15 protein-coding genes are annotated in these 25,243 nt (G+C 74.7%); 8 read left to right on the top strand and 7 right to left on the bottom strand.

The window, feature by feature from the left end:
* Positions 1–32: 32 nt before the first annotated feature.
* Entirely contained in the window at positions 33–749 is a 717-nt protein-coding gene (locus tag BBK14_RS25760) for a histidine phosphatase family protein (protein ID WP_071065870.1), read from the top strand.
* A 216-nt stretch (positions 750–965) separates the two neighbouring features.
* Here BBK14_RS25760 and BBK14_RS25755 read toward each other — a convergent pair whose 3' ends face one another.
* The 3 genes from BBK14_RS25755 to BBK14_RS25745 all read right to left on the bottom strand — a co-directional run bounded on the left by BBK14_RS25755 (position 966) and on the right by BBK14_RS25745 (position 4,186).
* A complete protein-coding gene (locus tag BBK14_RS25755) occupies positions 966–2,003 on the bottom strand; it encodes a lysylphosphatidylglycerol synthase transmembrane domain-containing protein (protein WP_112105576.1) in 1,038 nt (345 codons plus the stop codon).
* Between the two features lie 582 nt (positions 2,004–2,585).
* Positions 2,586–3,113, bottom strand: coding sequence for an NUDIX hydrolase (locus BBK14_RS25750; protein ID WP_241831852.1), 528 nt, complete (start codon positions 3,111–3,113; stop codon positions 2,586–2,588).
* Complete coding sequence (locus tag BBK14_RS25745; RefSeq protein ID WP_071065831.1) at positions 3,110–4,186, bottom strand: TerB family tellurite resistance protein; 1,077 nt, start codon at positions 4,184–4,186, stop codon at positions 3,110–3,112. The genes BBK14_RS25750 and BBK14_RS25745 overlap by 4 nt, the downstream gene beginning before the upstream one ends.
* 366 nt (positions 4,187–4,552) lie before the next feature.
* On the opposite strand from BBK14_RS25745, the gene BBK14_RS25740 reads away from it, so the two are divergent.
* The gene (locus BBK14_RS25740) at positions 4,553–5,362 is read left to right on the top strand and encodes a hypothetical protein (RefSeq protein WP_071065830.1); all 810 of its coding nucleotides are present in this window, start codon (positions 4,553–4,555) and stop codon (positions 5,360–5,362) included.
* A 25-nt stretch (positions 5,363–5,387) separates the two neighbouring features.
* Here the strand turns inward: BBK14_RS25740 and BBK14_RS25735 are convergent, their stop codons facing one another.
* From BBK14_RS25735 to BBK14_RS25725, 3 genes are all read right to left on the bottom strand, one after another.
* Positions 5,388–5,819, bottom strand: coding sequence for an ATP-binding protein (locus BBK14_RS25735; protein WP_071065829.1), 432 nt, complete (start codon positions 5,817–5,819; stop codon positions 5,388–5,390).
* A 212-nt stretch (positions 5,820–6,031) separates the two neighbouring features.
* On the bottom strand, positions 6,032–8,368 hold the full coding sequence (locus BBK14_RS25730) for a hypothetical protein (RefSeq protein ID WP_071065828.1): 2,337 nt from the start codon (positions 8,366–8,368) through the stop codon (positions 6,032–6,034).
* 236 nt (positions 8,369–8,604) lie between these two features.
* Positions 8,605–9,279 carry a hypothetical protein gene (locus BBK14_RS25725; RefSeq protein ID WP_071065827.1) on the bottom strand — a complete coding sequence of 225 codons (675 nt, stop codon included), beginning with the start codon at positions 9,277–9,279 and terminating at the stop codon, positions 8,605–8,607.
* Positions 9,280–9,727: 448 nt separating this feature from the next.
* Between BBK14_RS25725 and BBK14_RS25720 the strand changes: the two genes are divergently transcribed.
* From BBK14_RS25720 to BBK14_RS25705, 4 genes are all read left to right on the top strand, one after another.
* On the top strand, positions 9,728–10,105 hold the full coding sequence (locus tag BBK14_RS25720) for a GroES family chaperonin (RefSeq protein WP_020463076.1): 378 nt from the start codon (positions 9,728–9,730) through the stop codon (positions 10,103–10,105).
* 485 nt (positions 10,106–10,590) lie between these two features.
* Positions 10,591–10,890 (top strand): DUF4193 family protein, encoded by a 300-nt coding sequence (locus tag BBK14_RS25715; protein WP_020463075.1) that lies wholly within the window; start codon positions 10,591–10,593, stop codon positions 10,888–10,890.
* Positions 10,891–10,974: 84 nt separating this feature from the next.
* The gene (locus tag BBK14_RS25710) at positions 10,975–11,496 is read left to right on the top strand and encodes a potassium channel family protein (protein WP_241831851.1); all 522 of its coding nucleotides are present in this window, start codon (positions 10,975–10,977) and stop codon (positions 11,494–11,496) included.
* Between the two features lie 101 nt (positions 11,497–11,597).
* On the top strand, positions 11,598–15,683 hold the full coding sequence (locus BBK14_RS25705; protein ID WP_071065825.1) for a helix-turn-helix transcriptional regulator: 4,086 nt from the start codon (positions 11,598–11,600) through the stop codon (positions 15,681–15,683).
* A gap of 46 nt (positions 15,684–15,729) precedes the next feature.
* On the opposite strand, the gene BBK14_RS25700 is transcribed toward BBK14_RS25705, so the two are convergent.
* Entirely contained in the window at positions 15,730–16,392 is a 663-nt protein-coding gene (locus tag BBK14_RS25700; RefSeq protein ID WP_071065824.1) for a hypothetical protein, read from the bottom strand.
* Positions 16,393–16,839: 447 nt separating this feature from the next.
* Here BBK14_RS25700 and BBK14_RS25695 point away from each other — a divergent pair, with 447 nt between their 5' ends.
* Both BBK14_RS25695 and BBK14_RS25680 read left to right on the top strand, forming a co-directional pair.
* Complete coding sequence (locus BBK14_RS25695; RefSeq protein ID WP_020463071.1) at positions 16,840–17,883, top strand: helix-turn-helix transcriptional regulator; 1,044 nt, start codon at positions 16,840–16,842, stop codon at positions 17,881–17,883.
* Positions 17,884–20,052: 2,169 nt separating this feature from the next.
* The coding region (locus BBK14_RS25680) for a type I polyketide synthase (protein ID WP_116430153.1) at positions 20,053–25,243 on the top strand (5,191 nt) is incomplete at its 3' end.

The raw sequence follows: 25,243 nt of genomic DNA, 5'->3' as shown, positions 1-25,243 counted from the left end.
GCGAGCAGGTGACCTCGGAGCCGGCAGGTCCGGTGGTGGTTCCCGCCGGTCGGGTCACGCTGATCCGGCACGGCGAGACCGAGTGGAGCCGCACCGGTCGGCACACCGGGCACACCGACGTTCCCCTCACCGCCGAGGGTGAGCGCCAGGCCGCCGCGCTGCGGGCGGCGCTGGTGGGCCGGCGGTTCGTCCTGGTCGCGACGAGCCCGCGGCGCCGGGCGGCGCACACCGCCGAGATCGCGGGCCTGTGCCCGCCAGCCGGCGAGCCGGGAACCATCGAGCCGGGAACCATCAAGACACAGGCCGCTGGGACGCCGGCCGCGCTGTCGGACACCGCCGGGGCACAGGCCGCCGCGCCGGGAGCTGAGGACTGCGTCGTCTGGCCGGAGCTCGCCGAGTGGGACTACGGGGACTACGAGGGAGTCACCACCGCGCGGATCCGTGAGGATCATCCCGGCTGGACGGTCTTCACCGGCGACGTGCCGGGCGGGGAGACCGCCGACGAGGTGGGGCGGCGCGCAGACCTCGTCCTCGGCCGGGTGGTGCCGCTGCTCGCGCACGGGGACGTGGCGTTGCTCGGGCACGGCCACATGCTCCGGGTGCTGGTGGCGCGGTGGCTGGGCCTGCCCCCGACGGCCGGGGCCCACTTCGTGATCGAGCCGGCGGGAGTATCGGAGCTCGGGTTCGAGCACGAGAACCGGGTGCTGCGGCAGCTCAACGCCCGTCCCGCCCCACCGACTCGCTACTGATCGTAACCGCCGATCGTCCACGTGCGAGCCCGCCGATCCGGGTCGTCCGCGGCGTGCGGTCGATGGAAGACGAGGCTTGGTTGAGAGGGAGCGGGCCCGGGACCAGGTGGTCTCGGGCCCGCTCCGCTGCCGGTCAGAAGACCGGGCAGCGGCCGTCGAGGAGTGATGGTCCTCGAGGCGGTGGTCTCAGGTGCGGTGGTCCCAGTGGCAGGGGTCTCAGAGGTCGCCGCGGCGGCGCATCATCGCGAGCGCGGTCACCCCGGGCAGGATCGGCAGCCAGTAGCTGATCAGGCGGAAGACCAGGACGGCAGCGAACATGGTCGCCGCCGTGCCACCCGACGCGGTGAGCCCGATGACGAGCGCCGGTTCGATGGCCCCGACGCTGCCGGCTGTCGGCGCCGCGCCCGCGACAACCGAGCCGACCAGGTACACGGCGGTGATCGAGGCGATGCTCAGCCCGCTCTCGAACGACCACACCGCGCAGGCGAGGCCCATGACCTGTGCGGCTTTCGTGGCTGCGGTGCTGGTCACGAGCACGACCGTCCGGCCGGGCGAGCGGGCGAGCACCGCCAGGTGCGCGCGGAAGCCCCGCAGCGCGGGCCGCAGCCTCGTGCGCACCCGCGGGTGCGCGGCGGCGGTGCCGATCCCCACACCGACCACGGTGAGCCCGGCCGCGACGGGGCCGGCTCCGATCCCGTTCACCGTCATCCGGACGGGCGCCGTCACCGCTTCGCCGACGCCGGAGCCGCGCAGGGTGCCGGCGACGAGCGCGATCCCGGCCAGGTGGACGAGGAACGCGGCGCCCTTGATCGACGCCACGGCGGCCACCGCGGCGGGACGGGTCATCCCCCGGCGTTCCAGGAAGCGCAGGTGCACGGCGATGGCGCCCAGGCCCGCCGGGACGACTCGGTTCGCCGCGGCCGCGGCGAGCTGGGAGGCGGTGGCCGTGCCCAGGCTCATCCGCAGCCCGCTCGCCGCCCGCACGCTCACGCCGTGCGCCACGTAGAAGAGCACCGAGGCGAGCAGGCAGACCACGAGCCAGTGCCAGCGCGGCGCGGGGACGTCGGAGAGGGTGCCGAGAACGTCCGAACGGAACCGGGTGCCGACGAGTGCGCCGACGGCGCCGACGACCACGACGGCGGCCAGGACACGCAGGCGCGTCCGGCGCAGGCCGAACCCGCGGGGGGCCCGGGTGAGCTCCACGGCGACGGCGGCGGCGCCGGTGGCGTCCACCCCGCCGAGCACCGCGGGCACGTCGGCCGGCGTGCCGCCGGTGCGCCCGGCGCGTGCGTCGGCGGGGGCGGTCCGCTCCGGCGGGAGCAGCGCCTCCTTGACGGTGGACCTGGCGGGTCGGGGCCCGCCGCGGCCGGACGTCGGACGCTCGCCATGGGCGGGAGCCCCGCGCTCGCCGACCCGTCGGTGACGGGGCAGTGTCGGCCCGGGAACAAGCGGTGCAGCCGCGGCGTTGTCGGCGTTCAGCGCGACCGGGACGTTCAGCGCGACCGGGATCTCGATGTCTACCCCCAGTGTCCGGAAGCCTCGCCGCTCACGCTACGGCRCACGCCTGAACGACACCTGAATGTGCTTCATTGTGCRGCTGGCCGAGCAAGGTCGCCGACCGGGGAATCAGGACGGACGAGACAGCGGAGCGCACGGGCCACAGCATGGCGTAGTCATCCCCCCGCAACGCTGTCCGATGCCTACCGGACACACTGTGACGTGGCCGTATGCTCCCTGTGAAGGGCCCGGGAGGTGACAGTTGGATGGCCGTAACGGGCCCGTGGGGTGCCGCCGCTGCGGGCGGCGGCCGGGGGAGGCCCCGGCCGCCCCGAGGGCTCAGTGGGTAGACCCGTTCGGGGGGTGTGCCGACCCCCCGTCGGTGTACCAGCGGGGCTGGCGGTCGGTCAGCCAGTCGGTGATCGCCCGCCCGGCGCGCGCCGGGCGGAACTCGACGGACCGTAGCCGGGACGGCTGGAGGGTGACGATGTCGATGTCGTCGATCCGGCTGCCGAACTCCGCATAGCGCGGCACGGCCCCCGCGAAGACCACATCGATGCGCTGGGACGTCCCGCCGGCGGGGTCGAGATGCTCGACGCCGCCGACGAAGTCGAGGGAGCGCACCTCGAAGCCGGCCGTCCGGCGCAGTACGCGGTGCAGCACCTCCTCCACCCCCTCGCCCGGTAGGACGTGCCCGCCGAGCAGGAAGAACCAGGGCTGGCCGCGATGGTTGGCGACGACCACGAGATCGCCGAAGGTCAGGAAGACCCGGGCGTGCAGCGACCGGCCCGGCTGCGGCCCCGCGGGCACCGCCCGCGCCCCGGGCGCCGGCGCGTGCGGCCGCCGGGCGGCGTCGGCCGGGCTCATCGCCCGACCGCCTGGACGGCGAGCGCGCCCGAGCGAAGCCCCAGCGTGTCGGCGGCGTCCTGGACGACCCGCCGCTCGGCCGGATCGAAGTACCCGTCGGCCCGGCCGATCACCGCCCCGATGCGCAGCACCGCCCACGAACGAACCGGGTCACCGCGGACCTTGCCGATCTCGCGCATCGCCGCGCGGCGGCCGGCGGCGAGATCCGAGCGCAGCCGGGCGACGTGCAGGTCGAACAGCAGCTCCAGGTCGGCCCGCGGGTAGTCCGCCAGCACGTCCTCGGCCTGGATGGACGCGGCCATCGCGTCACGCTCGGCGGGGTCGACATGCCCGTCGGCGGCCGCGACCAGTGCGCACATCGCCACCGCGGCGTCCCGGAACACCTCGCCCCGCACGTCCTCGCGGCGGGCGGTGAGCTGGGCCCGCAGGGTCCGCACCGACTGGCGCAGGCCGGTCCACCAGGGCTCGGCGTCCGCGACCGCGAGCCCGCGCCAGGACGGCCACCGATCAGCCCACCACGACATCGCCGCGTGGCCGACCGCGGGTGGCTGGATCGTGAGCGCGGGCCCGGAATCGCTCTCGTAGGGGCGGACCAACGTCAGCCCCCGGGGAAGCGCGTGCCCGCCGGCGAGTCCCGCCGGCTCGAGGGTTACGGCGTAGAGCACGGTCAGGGTGTGCGCGGACGTCGTCCCGTCCGTCGTGGCCGCCGTCTCCGCGGGTGTCCTGTCCGCGGGCGTGTCGCAGGGTGTCCTGTCCGCGGGCGTCGTGTCCCCGGGTGTCCCGTCCGCACGGGTCCTGTCCGGGGTCGCGTCCGTGGGTGAGCTGCGTGGGCTGGGTGCCGGGGCGGGTCGCCACGCCTCGCTGTGCTCGACGCAGCCCGCGAAGACGGGCCGCCCCGCCGCGGACAGGGCGGCCCGCAGGATCCGCTCGGCGGCGTCCAGGGACGACTCGCCCAGCCGGGCGGAGCCGCCCGGGAACCGCGGGCCCGCGGTGTCGTCGGCGCGGACCAGTAGACCGCCGTCGACCTCGATGAGTAGCGCTATTTCCAGAGAGACCTGTGTCGACATCGGCATGCCGCCCCCAATCGTGACGCCCCGTCGTCACCTGGCTGCTGATACGCCGCCATCATCCACCTCCCCCCGAAGATTTCGCCGCACTATGGCCGAATGGTGGCACGGTGTCGCGGATCCGGGTCGCCGGACGGCCGCCGGGCGTGGCCGAAGGCGGGCGTCGCCGGGCCGTGGGGGAGCGGCCGCACACTGGACCGGCGTCGACCGTGACGCGCCGTGACGGCCCGCCTGCTTGCCGGTGGGGCCGTGTCGCGGTGCGCTGGGCCGGGCTGGCACGGCTGCTCTGGCGCGCGGCGGCCGGGGCGGCGCGCTGCCGGGTTGATGTGGGCGGGCCGGTGTGTGGTCCGTGGGCGCGGAAGGAGGGACGTAATGTGGGCGGCTTTGTCGCGCGGCTACGAACGGGTGATCGTCGAGCCTGGGAAGCAGCCGTTGCTGGCGCTCCTCGTCGCGTTCATCCTCACGTTCCTGTTCATCCGGCTGAGTGTGCGCATGATCCGTGCGGGCGTGCGCTGGTGGCCGGGCAACGTCGCGGTCGGCGGGGTGCACGTCCACCACGCCATCTTCGGCATCGCCTTCGTGCTGCTCGCCGGGGTGGGCGCGTTCTCGCCCGCGGGGGGGCGGTCGCCCTGGTGGGATCTGCTGGCGATTCTGTTCGGCGTGGGCGCGGCGCTCATCCTCGACGAGTTCGCGCTGGTACTGCGGCTGAAGGACGTCTACTGGTCCGAACAGGGCCGGATGTCGGTGGACGCGGTCATCCTGGGCGCGGCGTTCACGGCACTGCTGATCGTCGGCGCGACACCACTGGGCGTGGACGGCCTCGACACCGGAGACCACCTCGCGCTGTGGGACCTCATCATCGTGCTCGGCATCAACATCGTGGCGGTGAGCTGCAGCTTCCTCAAGGGCCGCGTCGGCTTCGGCGTCGTCGGCCTGCTCATTCCGCTGGTCGCGGTGGTCGGGGCGGTCCGCCTGGCGCGGCCCGGCTCGGCCTGGGCGCACCGGCGTTACCCCGAAGGGTCCCGCAAGGCCGAGCGGGCCGCCCGGCGCGCGGCCCGGTTCGCCGCCCGCTGGCGGCCGCGCCGGGACAGGCTCTTCGACCTGATCGCCGGCCGTCCGGACGACGAGACGGATCACGCGGGTCGCGGGGACTCCGGCCGGGGGAGCCAGCGGCGGCGCTGAGCGGCCGCGGGCGAGCCCGCCGCCCTCATCTCAGGACGCAGCCGATCGTCGCCGCCTCCCGGACGGCCGGCAGCTCGAACCAGACCTGCTTGCCCGGGCCGGTCGAGGGCGGATCGTCGACGACACCCCACCGGCTGGCGAGCGCGGCGACGAGCTGCATCCCGCGGCCGGACTCGTCGTCGTCCTGGGCGGCCTTGAGTACCGGGCGCAACGAGCTCCCATCGCTCACGGCGACCCGGACCTGCTCGCCGCGGCACTCGATCGACACGCGCAGCACCTCACGGGCTCCCACGTAGCGAACGGCGTTCGTGACGACCTCGCTGACCAGCAGTCTCGCGACTTCGGCGGCGTTGCCACAGCCCCACGACACGAGCAGATCGGCGACCAGCCCGCGGGCTTGCCCGGCCGCCCGGGGATCGGCGGGCAGGTCGAAGCCAGCGGTCAGAGCTTCGGCCACGCATCACCTTCCGGGCGGTTGTCCGTTTCCGGTCTGCCCGCGTTGCCACGGCCGGGCCGGCGTCGCGTTCCTCCCACCTCCGCGTGGACCTCAAACCTGATTGGCGTGGTCCTGCCAGACCGGAGGTGCGAGACACAGCCTGGCCCGGGTCCGGTGCGGGGTGGTCGCGACTCGCCGCAACCCCCGATGACCGCCCTGATGGCGGTCGGCGGTCAGATGACGTCGATGCCGTCGAGCACCGAATCCTTGCGCGCGAGCCAGGCCCTCGTGACGGCCTCCACCTCAGGGCTCAGCGACGGGTCCGAGGCCTGGTCGCGGCCGGGGCCACGGTCCGCCGGGCCTGGGCCGGCCGGGCCGCGGGAACGGTCCGCGCCGACCGCGCCGACGTCGGGACGTCCCGGGCCGCCGGACCCCCGCTGGCCGTTCGGCTGATGCTGGCCGTTCTGGCCGCCGCCATACCCGTTCTGACCGCCGTGCCCGTTCTGGCTCTGACCGCCGTGCCCGTTCTGGCTCTGACCGCCGTGTCCGTTCTGGCTCTGACCGCCGTGTCCGTTCTGGCCGTTCGGGCCACCGTGCCCGGGCTGGCCGCCTTGACCGCCCTGGCCGCCGTCGCCGTTCTGGCCACGCGGGCCGCGCCCGACACCGGCCCAGGAGTCGTCGACGGAGATGGGACGGCGCTGCTCGGCGGCCTGGCTGCTCCACGGGGAGCCCTGAGGGCGCGGCTGGTCCGGGCCCGCGTGCCGGCCGCGCGTGCGCGCCGGGTCGGAGGTGAGCCGTCCGACGGGCGGCCGGGTTCCACGTTCGGGGCCGCGGACGATGTCGGGATGCCGCGGCGGCGGTGGTCCGGCCGCGGCGGCCGCCTGCCCGCGCGCCAGCTCCGCGGCCCGGGCGGCGGCGATGCTGGCGGGCAGCATCTCCACCGGGCCGGAGATCGGCGGCGCCTGCCGGGACGTCGGCACCGAGAAACCGTCGGCCTGGGCCGCCGGGGCCTCGACACCGTCAGGACGGGCCGGAGCCCGGGACGGCTCGGACCGGGACACGCCGGCCGCGGGCTGGTGCTGCGCCGGTTGGGACTGCGCGGGGTGGGGCAGGGGGCGGGACGGATCGCCCGGGTGCTGGGCCCGTCCGGGCATGCGGTCACCGAGCCCGGTGGAGACCGGGCCCGTGGACCGGCCCGGGCCCGTTGCCGCGGGCTGGCCGAACAGGCCGGGCCGCGCGATCGGGCCGGACTGCTCCACCTGGCCCTGATAACCGGGACGGCCTGGCTGCCGGCCCTGGCCGGGCTGCCCGGCGTAGCCAGGCTGCCCGTTGCTGTGGCCAGGCTGCCCGTTGTGGCTGGGCTGCCCGTTGTACGCCGGTTGCCCGTTGTAGCCGGGCTGGCCGTTGTATCCGGGGCGCTCCATCGGCCCGGTCGGCGGGCCGCCGGCCGGGCCGGCGGCGGGGCGGTGCACGGGCGGCCCGCCCGGGCGGTTGAACCCGGGCGCGGGCGGGCTGCCCGGGCCACCGGGAAGCTGCTGTTCGCGGGCTCGCTCGAAGCCGGGGGCCGACATCGGACGTCCCGGCTGCCCGGCGGTGCCCGGCGGCGGCCCGGCTGCTTGGAGCCCAGGTGGCTGGAAGCCGGGTGGTTGGAGCCCCGGCGGTTGGAGGCCGGGTGGTTGGAGGCCGGGTGGTGCGGAGCGGCGACCGGTGTCGGCGGGGGGCGGCCCCGGCCGGCCGGGTGGGGCCTGCTCGCCGGGCGGGCCCCCGCCGACCCGCGGCGGCATGCCGGCGCCCGGACGGCGGATCCCGGCCAACGGGTCGCCGAATACGGGGGTGCGGGCGGACGCGCCGTTGCCCGCGCCGCCCAGGGGCGTCCCACCCGTTCGCGAGCCGCCGGTGGGCATCCCGCCGGTGGCCGCGGCCGCGGCCGCGGCCGGCGGAACGGCGGCCGGCGGGCGCGTGCCCGGCGGCATGTCGGACGGATACGACGGCGGTGGCATGGAGGGTGGCAGCGGCACACGGTGCGGCCCGGTCGGCCGGGGCGCGGCCATAGGCTCGTCCGCCGGGCCGGGGGCGCCGCGCTGCCGGACCGGGTCCGTGCCCCGTGGCAGTTCGTGCGGCATCGTCGACTGGCCGGTGCTGGTCTGCGTGGTCGTCGAGTAGGAGCCCGTGTCGAACGGTGGTGGCGCGACCGCGCGAACGTCCGGCCGGCGCTGGTCGGCGGGGCCTCCCGCCGCCGCGTGGCGGGGGTCGGCCGGGCGCCCGTCCGCCTGGCGGCCGTCGCCGGACCGCGTGGCCGGGGCTTCGGGCAGCGGCCGGGGCGTCACCTCGTCCTCGGTGGCCGCTAGCTCACCGGTGATGGCGACGACGGTCGCGCAGGGCCAGAGCCGGTCACAGCTGAGGCAGAGGTCGAACTCGTTCGGTTGGTGCAGGTCAATCAGTGTGATCAGGGAATTGATGTGCTCGACGATCCGTGGGCCGGCCAGTACCGGTCCGTTCGCGATCATCTCGAGTTCCGAGCGCAACTGACCGTGGTACCGCTCGACGTCGACTACGCGCGGATCCTCCATCGAAGGCAGCATGCACCATTGCGGGCGGAAACGTGCGGGGGGCACCACCACTGCGGGTAACTGGTGACCTTGTCCTCACTATGTGCGTCCGCCGTTTCCACAGATAGCGAGTGCTGTGTGCACCTGCCGCGACAGAGTGGCGATAGCGGTGCGCTCCGTCGGAGCTCCCGTCACACAGCGCCCGCGCTCGGTCGGATCGGTCCGGCCCAGATGGGCCAGCGCCGGGCCGGCTGGCGTCAGGTGCGGTCGGGCCGGACCTCGCCGTCGCGGCGGACCTGCCGCATCAGCCCCTCCTGGAGCCGTGCGAACTCCTCGATATAGGGACTTTCCACGCCTGCGGCGCCGCCGGTGTCCTTACCGCCCTGTGAGCGGTCGAAGACCGGCTCGAAGCCGGCGAACTGGCCGTTCTGGCCGGGCATCCGCTCGTTCTGGCCGTCGAAGGCCGGGTAGTGGCTGCCGCTCGGGGGCGGCGGAGGCGGCGGGGTGCCCCGTTCCTGCTGGCCGTCATAACCACCGGGCCCGTACGACGGCAGGTTGCCGGCCGCGGACGGCGGGCGCTCCGATCCGTTGTCGAACGCCGGATAGTGGCTGCCATTGGACGAAGCGGCGCGCTCGGGCGTGCCGTCGTAACCGAAGCCCGCTCCCGTCCCGGTGCTTCCGGAACCGATCGACAGCGGCGTCGATCCGCGCATGCCCTCACCCGAACCGATCTCCGGCTGCTCGGTCGACAGGAATCCGTCGGAGGCCGGGTAGATCCGCGCCGAGAGGCTGACCGACATCGGGTCACTGCCGTACGTGATGACGTCGACCTGGTCCTCTGGCCCGATGCCGCCGTTTCGAGCGAGATCGACGAACCGGAAGAGGTCCGCCCAGCGCAGCCCCTCAAGGTCCACACTGATTCTCAGCGCCATTGGTTTGCCCCATCCCTCGGCTCGTGCGTGTCGACGGTTACCTGGCTTCCGACGCGGACGCTTCTCCTGGAGGCCGGGCTCCCCCCCCGGCGCCTCTGCGCGGCCGGCCGTGTAGGGCCGGGCTGCGATGGGCGGCAGCTTATACCGCGTTGAGGTGGCATTCCCCATCCGGGCTGGTTGATATGCCCGTGTTCGCGGGTGGGGGTAAGGCGTGGGATTCATCTGTGTGTCGGGGCGGTGTACCTGGGTGCGAGCGAGATCGCGGCGGATGATCCGCCCGCTCGCCCGGCGACGAGCGTGAGGGCTGGGATCCGCTGTGTCGCCGCCGGCTGGCGGGCAGTTTGATTTCCCGGCGGGACGGCCCCGGCGGCACCGCACGGCCTGCTCTACCGGGAAATCGGAAGCATCGGGCCGGTCCCGCCGCCGTGGACGAGTAGGGTCCGAGCGTGTGAGCGTAGTTTCCGGCGATGTCAACGGTGTCGGGGGCGCGGCCGGCATCGACGTGTCCGGTGGTTCGCTGCCCATCCGGCTTCTTCATGATCGGGTGTTGGTGCGGCCGCGGGAGGATTCCGCGGACCGGCGCTCGAAGGCGGGCATCGTGATCCCGGCCACCGCGCAGATGGGTAAGCGGCTGGCGTGGGCCGACGTGGTGGCCGTCGGCACGGCGGTGCGCACGATCCAGGTGGCCGACCGGGTGCTCTACGACCCGGAGGACCGCGCCGAGGTCGAGCTGCACTCGACCACCTACATCCTGATGCGCGAGCGTGACGTGCACGCCGTGGCCGCCGAGCGGCTCGACGACGGGCTGACCGGCCTCTACCTCTGAACCGCTGCCGCTGATCCGTCCGAGCGCGCCGGGGTACCTCCGAGCCGCGCCGGCGTTCTCGCGTCGGCCGACCCACCACCGACGGGCGGTGTGTGGCCGGTCGCCGTCGCGGCCCGGTTCGCCCCATGACAGACCGATCGTGCCGACGGTGCCGGTCATCGCGGGGCCATCCTGGTGGTCCGGAGCGTCCGAATGTGGCGGGAGTGACACCGCGCCGGGCTGCCCCTGCTTGGTGCGGACACTCCTCGGCCCGTATCCTTCGCTCGGCTCTGGAGATCCGCGTTCCGAACTGGTGGCCGTGGGTACCGGCTCCAGGTGCGGGGAACGCGGACATCTGCTTGTCGCCCACTTCTCTGGCCAGAGCCACTGCGTATTGTGATCAGCCGATGTCGTTCGGGTACCGCACATGGTCGATCCGGTGGTCAGGGTCGGCGCCGGTGTCGACAGGCCGCGGTCTGTGAGGACGAGGAAAGGTAAGGAGACGCATGGCTCGTGACTTCGACGCTCGGCGAAGCACGGATGTCGAGGAGGACGAGCTCCAGGAGCAGAGCCTGGAGACACTGAAGGCGCAGCGCGCCGGAGCGGCGGCCGACCTCGGCGACGATATGGATGCGCTCGAGGCGGAGCTGGACCTGCCCGACGCCGAGGTCAGGGACGAGGAGCTCGCGCTGAGGGTGCTGCCCCGGCAGGCGGACGAGTTCACCTGCACGAGCTGCTTCCTGGTGCAGCACCGCAGCCAGCTCGCCGACCCACGCCGGGCGGTGTGCGCGGACTGCGCGGCCTGACACGCGCGCGGCCCCGGGCAGGCAGGCATGAGCGATGGACGTCCATCGCATGACGCCGGACGGGCGGTTCCGGGAGCGAGGCCCTTGCCAGGCCCGCTCCCGGAGCCGTCCGCACGCCGGATGGGTGCGGTCGCGGCCGCGATCCTGGCCGGGTGCCTGACGGCCTACTACGCCCTGCCCGTCTACGGCCACGGCGGCGGGCGGTGGTTCCCGCTGCGGGTGGGGCTGTTCGCCCTCGGCCTGATCCTGACCGGATGCCTGCTCGCCAGGCAGGTGGTCTTCGCCCGGCACGTCTCTGCCGCGTGGGTCCGCGCGCAGTGGCTGTTCGCCGGGATCTGCGTCACCGTCGTCCTGTTCGCCGCCGCCTACTACGCGCTGGCGGTCGGTGCGTCCGCCCAGATCTCCGGCATCCGGACCAAGACCGACGCGCTCTATTTCGCCGTCACCGTGCTGACCACGGTCGGCTTCGGGGACATCCACGCCACGGGTCAGGCCGCCCGGGTCGTCGTCACCGTCCAGATGGGGTTCGACGTCCTTTTCGTGGCGACCGCGGCCTCGGCGCTGCGCGCGTCGAGTTCGGCTCGCCGGGCGGCGCGCGCGTCCTGAGGACGGCGCGTACTTCTTTCCGACACCGCTCTCGCGCCCGGTTGCCGGTGGCTCGAAGTAGCTGTACCACTACCCTGAGTTTGGGAAGTGGGGGTGAGCGCGTGGCCGGCGCGGACGGACCGGACGATCGTTTCGGAACGCCCGGGTCTGCCATGCCCCGGGCCGGTGGGGGAGACGGGGCCGCCGCGCGGCCGCGCATCCAGCCGCCGCCGGCCGGCGACCTGCCGGTGGTGGGTACGAGGCTGGTCCCCCCGCGTCCGGTCGTCCCGCATGTGACCCGGCCGCGGCTGCTGGCGCTGCTCGACGAGGCGGTCGACCGGCCGCTGACCGTGGTGTGCGCACCGGCCGGCGCCGGCAAGACGATGGCGCTCGCCGACTGGGCGCGATCGGGTCGGCCCGCGCACCCGGTGGTCTGGCTGCGCGTCGACCCGATGCTCGGACGGCGTACCGCGCGCGCCGAGCACCCAGGTGGCGATCCGGTGGCCAGCGGGCCGCCGTCGCCGTCGCAGCCGGGGTCGCCTTCGTCCGCGCTGTCGTTGTTGCCGTTGGCGCGGAGCACGACGCGGTGGCCCGGTCCGCCCGTGTCCCTGTGGTCGCAGATCCTGCGCGGGCTCACCCGGGACGCCGGCCTGCCTCCCGGGGACCGTCTCGCGCACCTGGTCGCCGCGGACGCCTGGATCTGCCCTGAGCGCTTCCGGCGGGAGCTGGTCAACCAGCTCGCCGAGCTGCCGGCCCCGGCGGTGCTGGTCCTCGACGACGCGCACCTCGTCCGGGATCCCGATGATCTCGCCGGGCTGGAGCTGCTCGCGAGCGAGGGCGAGGGCCACCTGCGCATCGTCCTGTCGGGGCGGGCGCCGATTCTGCGCGTGCACCGGCTGCGCGCCGAGGGCAGGGTCACCGAGATCGGCCCGGCGGAGCTGGCCTTCACCACGGCGGAGACCGTCGAACTGCTCGCCGCCCACGGCCTGCGCGTCCCGCCCGGCGCGGCGGCCCAGCTGCGGCGCGCGACGGAGGGCTGGGCGGTCGGCCTGCGGCTGGCCGCGGCGTGCGCGGTGTCGAGCGGAGCCCGGAGCCCGGCCCCCGGCGCGCCCGCCGGCCGGGACGAGCAGTGGGCGCCGGCCCCGCCGGTCCCCGTCCCGGCCGACGTGGTCCCGGGCCGCGACGCCGAGCGCGCGGGCAGCGGCGTCCCGCCGGCCGAGCTCGACCCGTCCCGCGCGGGGAGCGGCGCTCTGTCGGCCGAGCTCGACCCGTCCCGCGCTGCGCGGGCGGCGATCGCCGAGTTCCTGCACGCGGAGGTGCTGGAGGAGTACCCGGAGCCCGTCCGACGGTTCCTGCTCCGGACGAGCGTGCTGGAGCGGATCAGCGCCCCGCTCGCCCACGCGGTCTCCGCGGTGGCGCCCGCGTCCGCCCAGACATCCGCGCACCTGCTCGGTGAGCTCGCGCGCCCGGGCGGCTTCCTCGTCCGGCTGTTGGACGGGCCGGCTGCGACAGCTCACCCGGGTGCCGGCGACCACCCGGACGACGGGGTGGGCGGTCCGCTCCCGGCGGCCGTCGCCACGTTGCCGGACGGCCGCCCGGAGTATCGCCTCACCCAGGAGGCCACGGCTGAGACCACGCAGGAGTGGTACCGGTTCCATCGGATGTTCGCGTCGATGCTGCGCGGTGTGCTCGTGCGTGATCCGGAGGAGGACCCCCGCGAGCTCAACCTCCGCGCCGCCCTCTGGTTCGCCGCGAACGACCGCACGCCCGACGCCGCCCGTCACGCGTCGCGGGCTGGTGACTGGTGGTATCTCGCCTGTCTGCTCGTCGACGGCCCGGCGCTGGTGGACGTCCTGTTCGGACGCTCACCCGAGCTCGATGCGCTGGTCGCCGGGCTGCCCGCCGCGGCGGCGGGGCTGTCGGCCGAGTGCGATCTCGTCCTGGCCGTCGCACAGCTGCGCTCCGGCCGGCTGGAGGCCGGTTCGGCCAGCCTGTCCTCCGCGCGGGCGCAGCTGCCTGCGGCGGGGTCGGGCCCGGCGGCCGCCCGCCGCCGGACGCTCGTCGACCGGATCGACATCGTGGAGGCGTACCGTGCCGAGCTTGCCGGGGAACCGGCGGCGATGATCGCCGCGGCCCGGCGGCTGCAGCGTTCCGGGCCGCCGGGTGGCGCGCCCGCCGGGACGGCACCGCGTGCGGGCGCCGCCGCCGGGCCGGCACGGGCATCCGGGGGCGATCCGGACGCCGCGGCCGACCGGGCTGTGATCGACCGGGCTGTGATCGAGCGGGCTGGGGCCGAGCGGGCTCCGTCGAGGCCCGGTCGGGTGCCGGACGAGCGGGCCCGCGCGCTCGCGTTGTGCGCGCGGGGCCGGGGCGAGCTGTGGCTCGGCCGGCTGGCCGTCGCCGCCGGCCTGCTGTGCGAGGGCGCCGAGGTGGCCCGGCGGGCCGGGCTCGGCGGCGTCGAGGTGTCCTGCCTGGGGGCACTCGCCCTCCAGTACGCGCTGCGCGGCCGGCTGCGCCAGGCCGAGAGCCACCTGTACGCGGTGGTCGGCACGGCGGCCGACCCGTCCGGAGCACTGGCCGGTCGCTCTGGTGCGCTGGCCGGCCTGCCCGATGCGGCGACCAGCGTCCCCGGCGGGGCACGACCCGGCGAGCGGTGGGGCACCCCCGGACTGCCCGAGGCGTATCTGGCCGCCGTGCTGGTTCACCTGCAGCGTGCGGAGCCGGTCGAGGCCGACCGGTGGCTGGGCGCGGCGCGGATGACGATCACTGCCGCCCACCCCGCGTTCCTCGGCGGGATCGCCGCGATCTGCGCCGCGCGGCTGCGCCTGCTCGACGGATCACCCGACGAGGTGCGCGCGGCCCGGCGGATGCTGCTCGTCGCCAGGACCGGCCCGATGCCGCCGCTGTGCGTGGCGGCCAGGCGGGCGGCCGAGGCGGACCTGCTCGTCGCCGCCGGTAATCCGGAGGCGGCCCGCCGGCTGCTGCTGCGGGACGCCGACCGCGCGGCCCCGGACCCGCAGACCCAGCTCGCGCTGGCGCGCTGCGCCCTGGCCTGCGCCGACGTTCCCGCGGCGGAGGAGGCGCTCGCCCCGCTGCTGCGGGCCGACGACGGCGGCGCGGGACTCGTCGCGGCGTGCGTGCTCGGCGCGGTCGCGGCCGCCCGGCGTGACGACCACGCCCGCGCCGGTGGCCTGCTCGCCCGGGCGGTGGCGCTCGCCGCGGACGAGGGCATGGTCGCGCCGTTCTTCGAGGCGGGGACGGAGGCGCTGGCGATGGTGCTCGCCCATCCCGGGCTGACCGACGCCTATCCGGCCTTCGTCGCCGTCCTCACCCGGTCGGGGAGGCCCGGGCCGCGGCCGGTGCCCGTGCCGTCGCGGTCCGCGGCGCAGGGGTCCGCGTCGCCTCGGCCTGCGGCGTCGAGGTCAGCGGCGTCGAGGTCAGCGGCGGCGCACGCGGGGCCCGGCGCGTCGGGGCAGGGGAGCGCGCCGCCTCGGGCGGGCGCCCGGGCGCCCGCCGCGTCAGGTGCTGGGCCGGTGGCCCGCACGGGGGAGCCGACGGACCTGGTGGTCGGGCCCGATGTCGTCGTGCCGCAACCGGCTTCGCCGATGTCGCAGCGGTCCCGGACCACGGTGCCGGCCGCTGGGCCGGGGCGGCCGGCCGGGTCGTTCGCCGGCCCGGATCCGGCCCGGCCCGGCGCGCCGGGCCGGGCCGGCGGCGGTCGGGACGTCCGCAACGGCGTCGACCGCGGCATCGGTATCAACGACGGCGGCCTCAGCCGGGATGGCAATGGCGTCGATGGCGACGGCAACCGCGTCGACGGCAACCGCGTCGGTGGCGACGGCTTCGGTGGTGGTGGCGGGGGCGTGGGTGGGCTCGGGTCGCCCCGGGGGCCGTGGCGCCCCGATGGCGCGCCCGTGGGCGGCCCCGGTGACGCCCGGCGCCGAGGCGGCCCCGGTGGTGGGAGCGTGGGTGGTGGGCCGCGCCCGGGGAGTGGGGAGCACCGGCCGGAGCCGGCCGAACGGCTCAGCGAGCGCGAGCTCGCGGTGCTCAGCTACCTGCCCACGATGCTCACCACCGCGGAGATCGCGGCCGAGATGTACGTGTCGGTGAACACCGTCAAGACGCACCTCAAGAGCATCTACCGCAAGCTGGACGTCGCCAGGCGCCGGGACGCCGTCCACCGTGCGCGTGCCCTTCACCTGTTGTGATCGGCCACCTGTGGCGATCGGCATCTGTTGGGATCGGCACACGTCGTCAGCCCGCCGGGCGGTGTGTCTCGTCGGGCCATCCCGCGTCGTCGAGGTGCCACACGGCCCTCGGTGGCAGGTGACGGGCGTGCTCGCCGGGCTCCTCGGGGGTGCCCGCGGCGGGCTCGCCGCCTTGCGGCGGGCCCAGGTCCGGGCCGGTGTCGCACCACCCCGGTGCGACGTCTGAGCGGGGCGGACTCTCTCCGGCGCCCCACCACTCGGGACCACCTTCGTGGGGGTACCCGGGGTTGTAGACCCGCCCGGCGGGGCTGGGGAAACCGCTGGGGCCGAGGTCCTCCCACATGGCGGGGATGCCCGCGTGGGGATGTTGGCCCGGGGGTGGTCCGGCGGCCGGGAAACGAAATCCGGTTGGCTCCTCTGTCCCGAACCGTTCAGTGCCGGCCTGCGGCCAGAACCGCTCGGTCGTGCCATCCGCCGAGGGGGAACGCGGGGGAAACGGAGGAAGTGGAAGCGTCGCGGCAACGGCTGCCGGTCGGCGGCGGCGCGGCGGGCGTAGACCGCGCCCGAGACAGACGAGCAGGGTGGCTCCACCGGCCAGCATGATGATCGAACCGAGGACCCGCAGGTCGATGCCGGTCAACCGATAGGACAACGCATAGCGGAGCGTTGCGCCCGCGGCGATGAGGAAGATCGCGAATCCGGTCGTCACTCGCTTCACCTCATTTCGGCGGGCCTCGTGGGCCGACCGCAATGGTGATCGAATGTGATCGTCAAATATACGCTCGGTGAGAAAACTACCCTCTGTGGCAGGCGGTTACACGCGTGCAGCCGAAAGTGGAGGTGGTGGTCGGACCGGGCCAATTTGAGGGCGGTTGCTGGCACCTTTGGGTGGTGGAGGCGCTGCGTTGATGTGACTGTGCGTGTCACAGTCGTGACGATCAACGGTGTCCTGCGGGGAAATGACGCATGAACTGAGGTTCATTATTCACATAAGCGGGCCAGGCTTATCAGGCGTCAGAAAGTAGGCTTCGCGGACTGGCATCTGGGTAGTCGCGGCCCTAGGCTTGCCGAACATGTCCAGCTTGGCCGGAAATACGCCGGCTGATTCGCGACTACCGGCCAGTGACCTGGTGTCGGTCTGCCCCCGGAGGCATGTGTGACTGACCGAATGCTCAGCAATCCCGATGGTAGCCCCAGCGGCCATCCGGCCACCGGCCGGCTCGCCGTGACGATGGACACATCGGCGGGGGTTTCTCGGCCGCCCGGCGTGGCGGCCCCGCACCGGGCACCCACGATGCGGCACGCGCCGATCTCGGCGACGTCCGCGGTGGGCCACCCGGGCGCCCGTACCCGTCCCGGCGCGGTGGCGGCGGGACTGCCCGGCCGCGCCCCGGTCGCGGCCCGCGGGCCGCAGGTGCCGCGGGATCTGGCGCTCGGCGCGGCGGAGCTGCGCGGCGTGCTCCGCGTCGTCGAGGACTGCGAACGAGCGGCGTCGCTGCCGGCGTTCCGCGAGGCGGCGCTCGACGGGATGGCCCGCCATCTCGGCTACCGCCACTCGGCGTTCTTCCTCGGCTCGTCCCCGCAGGCGACCTTCCAGGACGCCCGCCCGACTGGTCGCGGTCTCGCGCTGCGCATGGCCGGGCCCTTCCTGGAGCGGTACCGCAGCCTCGAGGTCTTCAACGACCCGGAGAGCCTGCGACTGATGTGGGAGCGTGGCCTGGTAACGCTCGACGAGATCGGGGTGCCCGACCGGCCCGAAGTCCGGCTGCGGTTGGAGCGCTTCCTGCGCGCCCACGGGATCCACGCGAAGCTGCTGATCAGGCTCGCCGGGGGAAGCGGTGTCGGTGCGGTCGTCTCCCTGCTGGACCCGCGGCCCGGTGCCTTCGGGCCGCGTGACCGCGCCGTGGGCGCCGTGCTCGCCCGCCACCTCGGCAACCTGCTGCGCTTCTACATCCGGGTGAATCCGGGCCCGGCCGTGACGGCGAAGCTTTCCGCCCGTGAGCGCGACGTCGTCCGCCTGGTGGCGGAGGGCCAGTCGAACCGGCAGGTGGCGGAGGCCCTCTGCATCAGCATCGACACGGTCAAGCACCACCTGACGCACGCGCTCGTGGCGACCGGTTGCTCCAACCGCACCCAGCTCGCGCTCGCCTGGCAGCGTGAGATGGGCTCGATGCCGGCGCCGGGGCTGCCCCGCCCGTAGCCGGTGCCGTCGTATCCCGGCCAGCCGTGGTCGGGGCGCTCGCGGGTCCGCGGACCGGCGGCGCACGAGCGGGCGGTGCGGGTGCCCACCCGGTGCCGATCGCTCTCCTCAGCACAACCTGTTCATGATCGTCCGTGCGGGTTCGCCTGACCCGCACCCTCCGGGGGCACCGGCGCCCGGATAGCAACGCCCGGCCGGCATGCCCGGCAGGGTCGTCGGACCAGCCCACGGCCCGACATAGCCCGGACGTCGAGAGATCGGCGCCCAGGCGGAACGTACACCGGATCGCGCCCGCGCTCGCCCGGCGCGCGGCGCGTCCGAGGGCTCGGCCACGCGCCACGGCGCACGCGGACCGAGGCCGTCCGCACCCCCGACGGGAGACCGGCGGGACCGGGACCGCCCATCCCGGTCACCCGCCGCGGGCTGACGTCGAAGCAACTCGCGGTCACATGTTCGGCGTGGCGGGCCGGCCGGCGATCGGCCGGCCCGCCACGGCGGTCGCCGGTATGGAGCAGGTCGCCGGTATGGAGCGGCCCGCATGGAACCGGATGGATTGGCCGTCCGTTGTGACAGTTCGGTCGTCCTTCCTCGCGAAGTCCGGCCAGGCGCCGAGCCCCGCGATCGCGGCCCCGCCCCCGCCGTATGAGCGCCCCGCCTCGGTGGTGCGCGTGACAGGCCGTCGCGGCAGGTCGTGACCCCCTGACCCCCTGGCCGCGAGTGGACCGGTGTTCGGAGTACTCCGGTCGGAACCGTCCTTCTCGGCGCGCCGCCGATCGCTGCTGGTCGGCGCCTGCGCCTCGCCCGCCGACTGCCGGGCCGCCGCTGTCGTCGTCGCCGGCCGTCGCTGTGGTCGCCGTCGCCGAGTCGCCGTCGTGCCGCCGCCGCCGTCCGGCCGCGCCCTGACCCGGCACACCCTGACCCGACAGACCCTGAGGCGACGCGTCGGTGACCTGATGCGCTCCTGACCCGATGCGGCCCCTGAGTCCTGGCCGGGCATCCACGAATGACTCGGGAGAGTCGTCCGAGCACTCTGACGCAAGGACTCCCAGGCCGTGACCTGGCTCTAGTCACTTCGGGTGGTCTTGCCGCCTGCTCGGCATCGTCGCGGAATGCTCCCCGTGGTCTCGTGTGGCTTGCCCGGAGCCCGGGCGACATCCGTGCGGTGCCCTGATCGCGTCGGAAAAGCCCTTGTGAACTGGGTATTTGTCGCGATCGAGCGCGTTCGAGGGGGCGGATCCAAGATGGGCGAGAGAAATGGGCGGCGCTTATGCTTGCGGCCACTCGGTTATGGTGACTAGGTTGAACGGGCCATGTCACTGCGTATGTGGGGGTCAGAAGAGACGAGTCTGCCGACAGCACGCCCGTCCGGCCCAGGCTGGCGTCGGCGGCTGTTCCAGATCGTCACCGGAGGAACGGCTGGATGAATGTCATGTCATGGGATGGGATGCGGGTGCGGTCCGCCGTCGGGGCCGCGGTGCCGGTCCGGGGAAAGCCGGCACTGATTCCCGGTGGTTTCGGTCGCCGACGCTCCGCACCCGGACGGCATGACATGTCACTCTGTGCGCGCGCCGGAAAGAATCCTGGCGAGGTGCAGAATCGCAACCATTCCAGGCGTGTGTGCGGCATCGTCGCGGCGAACATCGGGTGTACGGCGAAACGCGTGCTGCCCGTGGAGCGGGACAACACGTCGGGTGCGGTCGGCCCCGAGATCGCCGTGGAGCGTGCCGTGCCGCGTTCCATGTGTTCGCCGGCGTGCGTGGGTGATGAGCGGGGGCACCTGATCGTTTCGTGGCGCGCCCTGGTTGTGGAGACCCCGTCCGGACGGGCTAGTATTTCGCGCACGTTCGCTGCCTCGGGTGAGCCGATCGGACCGGGCCGCAGTCACTACGACCGAATCGTCGCCGGCGGCGGGGAGTCCGGGCCGGTCGCCGGTTCTGTCCCTCATATGGAGTTGCACCTGCCTGATATGCCGATCGCCCCACGACGCCGACACCGGACTACCGCGAGGCGCGCGGATCAGCGGCGGTCTGTCGGCGATCTCTCCCGTGGTTCACCGGCGCCCGCCGGCCGAGCCCGCCCGAATCCGACCCCGGCCCGCCGGCCGGCGCCGACGGCATCCGTTCCCGGTCGTCGCCCATCACGGTGGTGCCTGGCCAGGAGGAGCATCCGATGAGCAGCTCGTTCAGCGCCCAACCGAGGCCCGCGGCGGTCGAGCCCGGAGACCGGGATCTGGTCGTCGTCGTCAGCCCGTTCGGTGAGCCCGCGCCGCACCTGGTGGCGGCGGTCGGCCACGCCGGCGGCCTGGGAATCCTCGATCTCGGCCTCGACCCGGCCCGCGGCCGGGAGTCGATGGCCGCCGCGGCCGCCTGGTCGACCGCGCCGTTCGGGGTCCGGGTCCCCGAGGGCTGCCCGATCGGCAGCGGTGACCTGCCTGCCGGCGTCGACACGGTGCTGCTCGGGGTGAACGCCCCGTGGACGGTGGCCGAGGCGGCCGGCCGCGGTCGGCGTGTCCTCGTCGAGGTGCTGTCCGTGGCGGACGCGATGGGCGCGCTCGAATCGGGAGCGGCCGGCCTCGTCGCTCGCGGCAGTGAGGCCGGCGGACGGGTCGGTGACCTCACGACGTTCACTCTGCTACAGCACCTGATCGCCGCGAAGGCGACACGGCGGGACGGGACCGTTGCCCCCGTGTGGGCCGCTGGTGGCATTGGTCCGGCCACGGCCGCCGCGGCGATCGCCGGCGGGGCGGCCGGTGTGGTCCTGGACTCGCAGCTCGCGCTCGTTCGCGAGATGGAGCTGCCCACCGAGATCGCGGCCGCCGTTCGCGCCATGGACGGCAGCGAGACCGCGCTGATCGAGGGCCACCGCGTCTACGTGCGCCCGGATCTGCCGGTCGCCCGGCTGGTCGGCTGGCCTGCCGGCACGGGTGCTCCCAAGGACGGCGACGAGCCGGCCACGGATTTCCGGGACACCGGCGGCGAGCTCGCCTCCGACGGCGCGCTGACGTCCGCCGCGCCGGCGGCAACAGCGCCGGCGGCCACGGCATCCACCGTCGGCGGCGAGCGGGGCCCGGTGGCACTGCGGCTGGGTGGGCGCGACCTGCGGGAACAGCTTCTCCCGGTCGGGCAGGACGGTGCGCTGGCGGCCGACCTGGCCGACCGGTACGTGTCGGCGAGCGCCGTGGTGCGGGCCGTGCGGGAGTCCGTGCGGACCGCCCTCGACTCGGCAGCGCGCCACCGGCCGCTCGCGCCGGGATCGCCGTTCGCGGCCGCCCGCGGGCTGCGCTACCCGGTCGCGCAGGGGCCGATGACCAGGGTCAGTGACCGGGCGCGGTTCGCCCGCTCGGTGGCCGACGGGGGCGGGCTGCCCTTCCTCGCGCTCGCGCTGCTGGACGGCGCCGCGACCCGGACGCTGCTGACGGCGACCGCCGAGCTGCTCGGCGACTCGCCCTGGGGCGTGGGGATCCTCGGGTTCGCGCCGCCCGAGGTGCGCGCGGCCCAGCTTGAGGCGGTGCACGAGGTGCGCCCGCCCTGCGCGCTGATCGCCGGCGGCCGGCCGGCCCAGTCGGCGCCGCTGGAGGCCGCCGGCATCGACACCTTCCTGCACGTGCCCTCGCCGGGGCTGCTTGACCGCTTCCTCACCGACGGGGCGCGCAAGTTCGTCTTCGAGGGCCGCGAGTGCGGCGGCCACGTCGGGCCGCGGGCCAGCTTCTCGCTGTGGGAGGCGCAGATCACGCGCCTGCTCGCCTTCGCCCGGGCCGCCGGCGACGAGCCGGGGTCACTCCAGGACGTCCACGTGCTGTTCGCGGGCGGCATCCATGACGCGACCTCGGCGGCCATGGTCGCGGCGGCGGCGGCGCCGCTGGCCGACCGCGGCGCGCGGGTCGGTGTGCTCATGGGGACGGCCTACCTGTTCACCGAGGAGGCGGTCGCCGACGGCGCGATCATGCCCGGTTTCCAGGAGGCGGCGATCGGCGCCACCCGCACCGTGCTGCTGGAGACCTCGCCCGGGCACGCCACCCGGTGTGTGGAGTCCGAGTTCGTGCACACCTTCCTGCGCCGGCGCGAGGAGCTGACGGCCGCGGGCGTGGCGCGCAAGCAGATGTGGGCCGAGCTGGAGTCGCTCAACCTGGGCCGGCTGCGGATCGCCAGCCGGGGCGTCCGCCGCGAGGGGGGCCAGCTGGTCGCGGTCGGGCCCCGCGAGCAGGCCACGGACGGCATGTTCATGATCGGCCAGGTGGCGGCCCTGCGATCGGACCGCACGACGATCGGCCGGCTGCACGCCGAGGTGACCGAGCAGGCCACGGCGCTCGTCGCCGAGCGGGCAGCCGAGCGGGCCGGCGGGCCGACCGGGCAGGTCGCCGCGCTGCCGGCCCAGCGCACCGCCGGGAGCACCGACGTGGCCGACGGCGACCAAGCCGAGCGCGCCGCGCGGTCCGTGGCCGCCGTGCGCGAGGCGGCGCGGTCGCTCGACATCGCGATCGTCGGTATGTCAGCGGTGTTTCCGCGGGCTTCCGACGAGAAGGACTACTGGGCCAACGTGGTCGGCGGCGTCGACGCGATAACAGAGGTGTCACCCGAGCGGTGGGACGCGGATCTCTACTACGACCCGGAATCGGTCGTGAAGGACGCCGGCCGGCGGACGCCGTCCAAATGGGGCGGATTCCTGCCGAGAATCCCGTTCGACGCGCTCGCCTACGGAATACCGCCGCGTTCTCTGCGCAGCATTGATCCGGGCCAGCTCCTCGCGCTGGAGGTCGCCGCCCGGGCGATTCGCGACGCCGGGTACGAGAACCGGCCGTTCGACCGCCGACGCACCTCCGTCGTCTTCGGCGCTGAATCAGGGTCCGACCTTTCCACGACGTATGGATTCCGCTCCGCGCACCGGGCCTGGGTCGGTGAGCTTCCCGCCGAGCTCGAGGAGCTCCTGCCCGAGCTCGACGAGGATTCCTTTCCCGGCCTGCTCGCGAACGTCATAGCAGGACGGGTGGCGAATCGGCTCGACCTGGGTGGCCTGAACTTCACCGTCGACGCGGCGTGCGCCTCCTCACTGGCCGCCCTGGACGCGGCGTGCAAGGAACTGTCGGCGGGCTCGTCCGACATGGTGCTGTGCGGGGGTGTGGACACACATTCCAGCGTCCATGACTTCCTGCTGTTCGCCTCGGTGCACGCGCTGTCTCCCGGGGGCCGTTGCCGCAGCTTCGACTCCAGCGCGGACGGCACCAGCCTTGGTGAGGGTGTCGCCGTCGTCGTTCTCAAGCGCCTCGCGGACGCGCGGCGCGACGGTGATCGGATCCGCGCCGTCATCCGGTCGGTCGCAGGCTCCTCCGACGGCCGGGCGCTCGGCCTGACCGCGCCGCGCAAGGCCGGGCAGGTCATCTCCCTCGAGCGGGCCTACGCGACGGCGGGAATCTCGCCGTCCGAGGTCGGCATGCTGGAGGCGCACGCCACCGGAACAGTCGTGGGGGACCGCACCGAGCTCGCCACGCTCACCGAGGTGTTCACCGAGCACGGCGCCGCCGTCGGCCAGTGCGCGGTCGGTTCGGTGAAGTCGCAGATCGGCCACACGAAGTGCGCCGCGGGCCTGGCCGGGCTGGTCAAGGTGGCACGCGCGGTGGAGACCGGTGTGCGGCCGCCGACGCTGCACGTGGACCGCCCCAACCCGTACTGGGAGCGGGAGAGCAGCCCGTTCTACTTCGACGACCAGGCCCGTCCGTGGATCGCGCCCGCCGGGCGCCGCCACGCCGGCCTGTCCGCCTTCGGGTTCGGCGGGACGAACTTCCACGTCGTCGTGTCGGCCTACGACAAGGCACCGGAGCCCGCGCACGGCCTGGACCGGTGGCCGGCGGAGCTGTTCGTGATCCGCGGCCGGGACCGGGCCGCCGCGCTGCGCCGGCTGGACCGCCTCGCCGAGCTGGCCCGCGCCAACGAGGAGGCAGGCCGGCCCTACCACCTGCGCGATCTCGCCCGCACCGCGGCCGAGGAGCGAGGCGGCCCGGTGCGGATCGCCTTCGTCGTCGACGAGCTGGACGAGCTCGCTGCCGCCCTCGACCGGGCGCGGGAGCCGCGGTCCGACTCCCGCCTCGGCGTGTTCGTCCACGCCGAGGACGAGGCCGGCGCCGCGGGCGGAACGGCCGGCGCCTCCGGTGCCACCTCCGCCGGTGCTGGGACGTCCGTCGCGGGCTCTGGCTCCGGTTCGGTGGCGTTCCTCTTCCCCGGCCAGGGCAGCCAGCGGCCCGGGATGCTCGCGGATCTCTTCGTGGCCTTCCCGCGCCTGCGCTCCCTGCTGGAGCTCGCCCCGGATGTCGCCGCCACGATGTTCCCCCCGGCCGCCTTCAGCGACACCGAGCGGGCGGCCCAGGCCGCGGCGCTGACCGACACCCGGGCGGCGCAGCCCGCGCTGGGAATGGCCGGGCTGGCCGTCCACGACATCCTGGCCGGGCTGAAGATCCGTCCCGACCACGTCGCCGGTCACTCCTACGGCGAGCTGGTCGCGCTGTGCGCGGCTGGGGCGTACGACCGGGCCGACCTCGTCCGCCTCAGCCGGGCCCGCGCCGACGCGATCCTCGCGGCGGCCGGCGGCGACCCGGGCACCATGGCCGCGGTGTCGGCGACGGCCGACCAGATCCGGGACGTGCTCGGTGCGCCCGCCGCCGACGGCACCGTGGCGGGAGTGGCGCTCGCCAACCAGAACGCGCCCCGCCAGACCGTGATCTCCGGGCCGACCGCCGACGTCGACGCCGCGGTCGGCCGGCTCAAGGACGCCGGACTCTCGGCCCGGCGCATCCCGGTGGCCTGCGCCTTTCACAGCCCGGTGATCGCCGGCGCGGCCCAGGCGCTGGCCGGTGAGCTCGCCGCCACGGCCGTCGGCGATCTCACGCTGCCGGTGTGGTCCAACACGACCGCCGCGCCCTACCCGCGGACCCCGGACGGCACGCGCGCGACGCTGGCCGGCCAGGTCGCGGCCCCCGTTCGCTTCGTCGAGCAGATCGAGGCGATGTACGCGGCCGGCGTGCGGGTCTTCGTCGAGACCGGGCCGGGCCGGGTGCTCTCCCAGCTCACGGCGAAGATTCTCGCCGGACGTCCGCACCGGGTCGTGGCGACCGACGCACCGGGGGAGCACGGCCTGCGCCGGCTGCTGCTCGCGGTGGCCGAGCTCGCGGCGGCCGGAGTGGAGATGGACCCGTCGACCCTGTTCGCGGGCCGCGACACCCGCACGGTCCCGGCCGACGGGATGCCGCGGCGCCCGGGCTGGCTGATCGACGGCGCGTATGTGCGGACCGGCCAGGGCGGTTACCTGCCCGGTGGTCTGCGGCCCGCCCGGCGGGTTCCGCCGGTCGCGCCGGCGGTGGGGACCGAGCCGG

The sequence above is a fragment of the Parafrankia soli genome (assembly GCF_001854695.1).
Lineage (GTDB): Bacteria > Actinomycetota > Actinomycetes > Frankiales > Frankiaceae > Parafrankia > Parafrankia soli.
The sequence above is the reverse complement of the archived record's forward strand: the minus strand, read 5'-3'. Positions and strand labels throughout refer to the sequence as shown.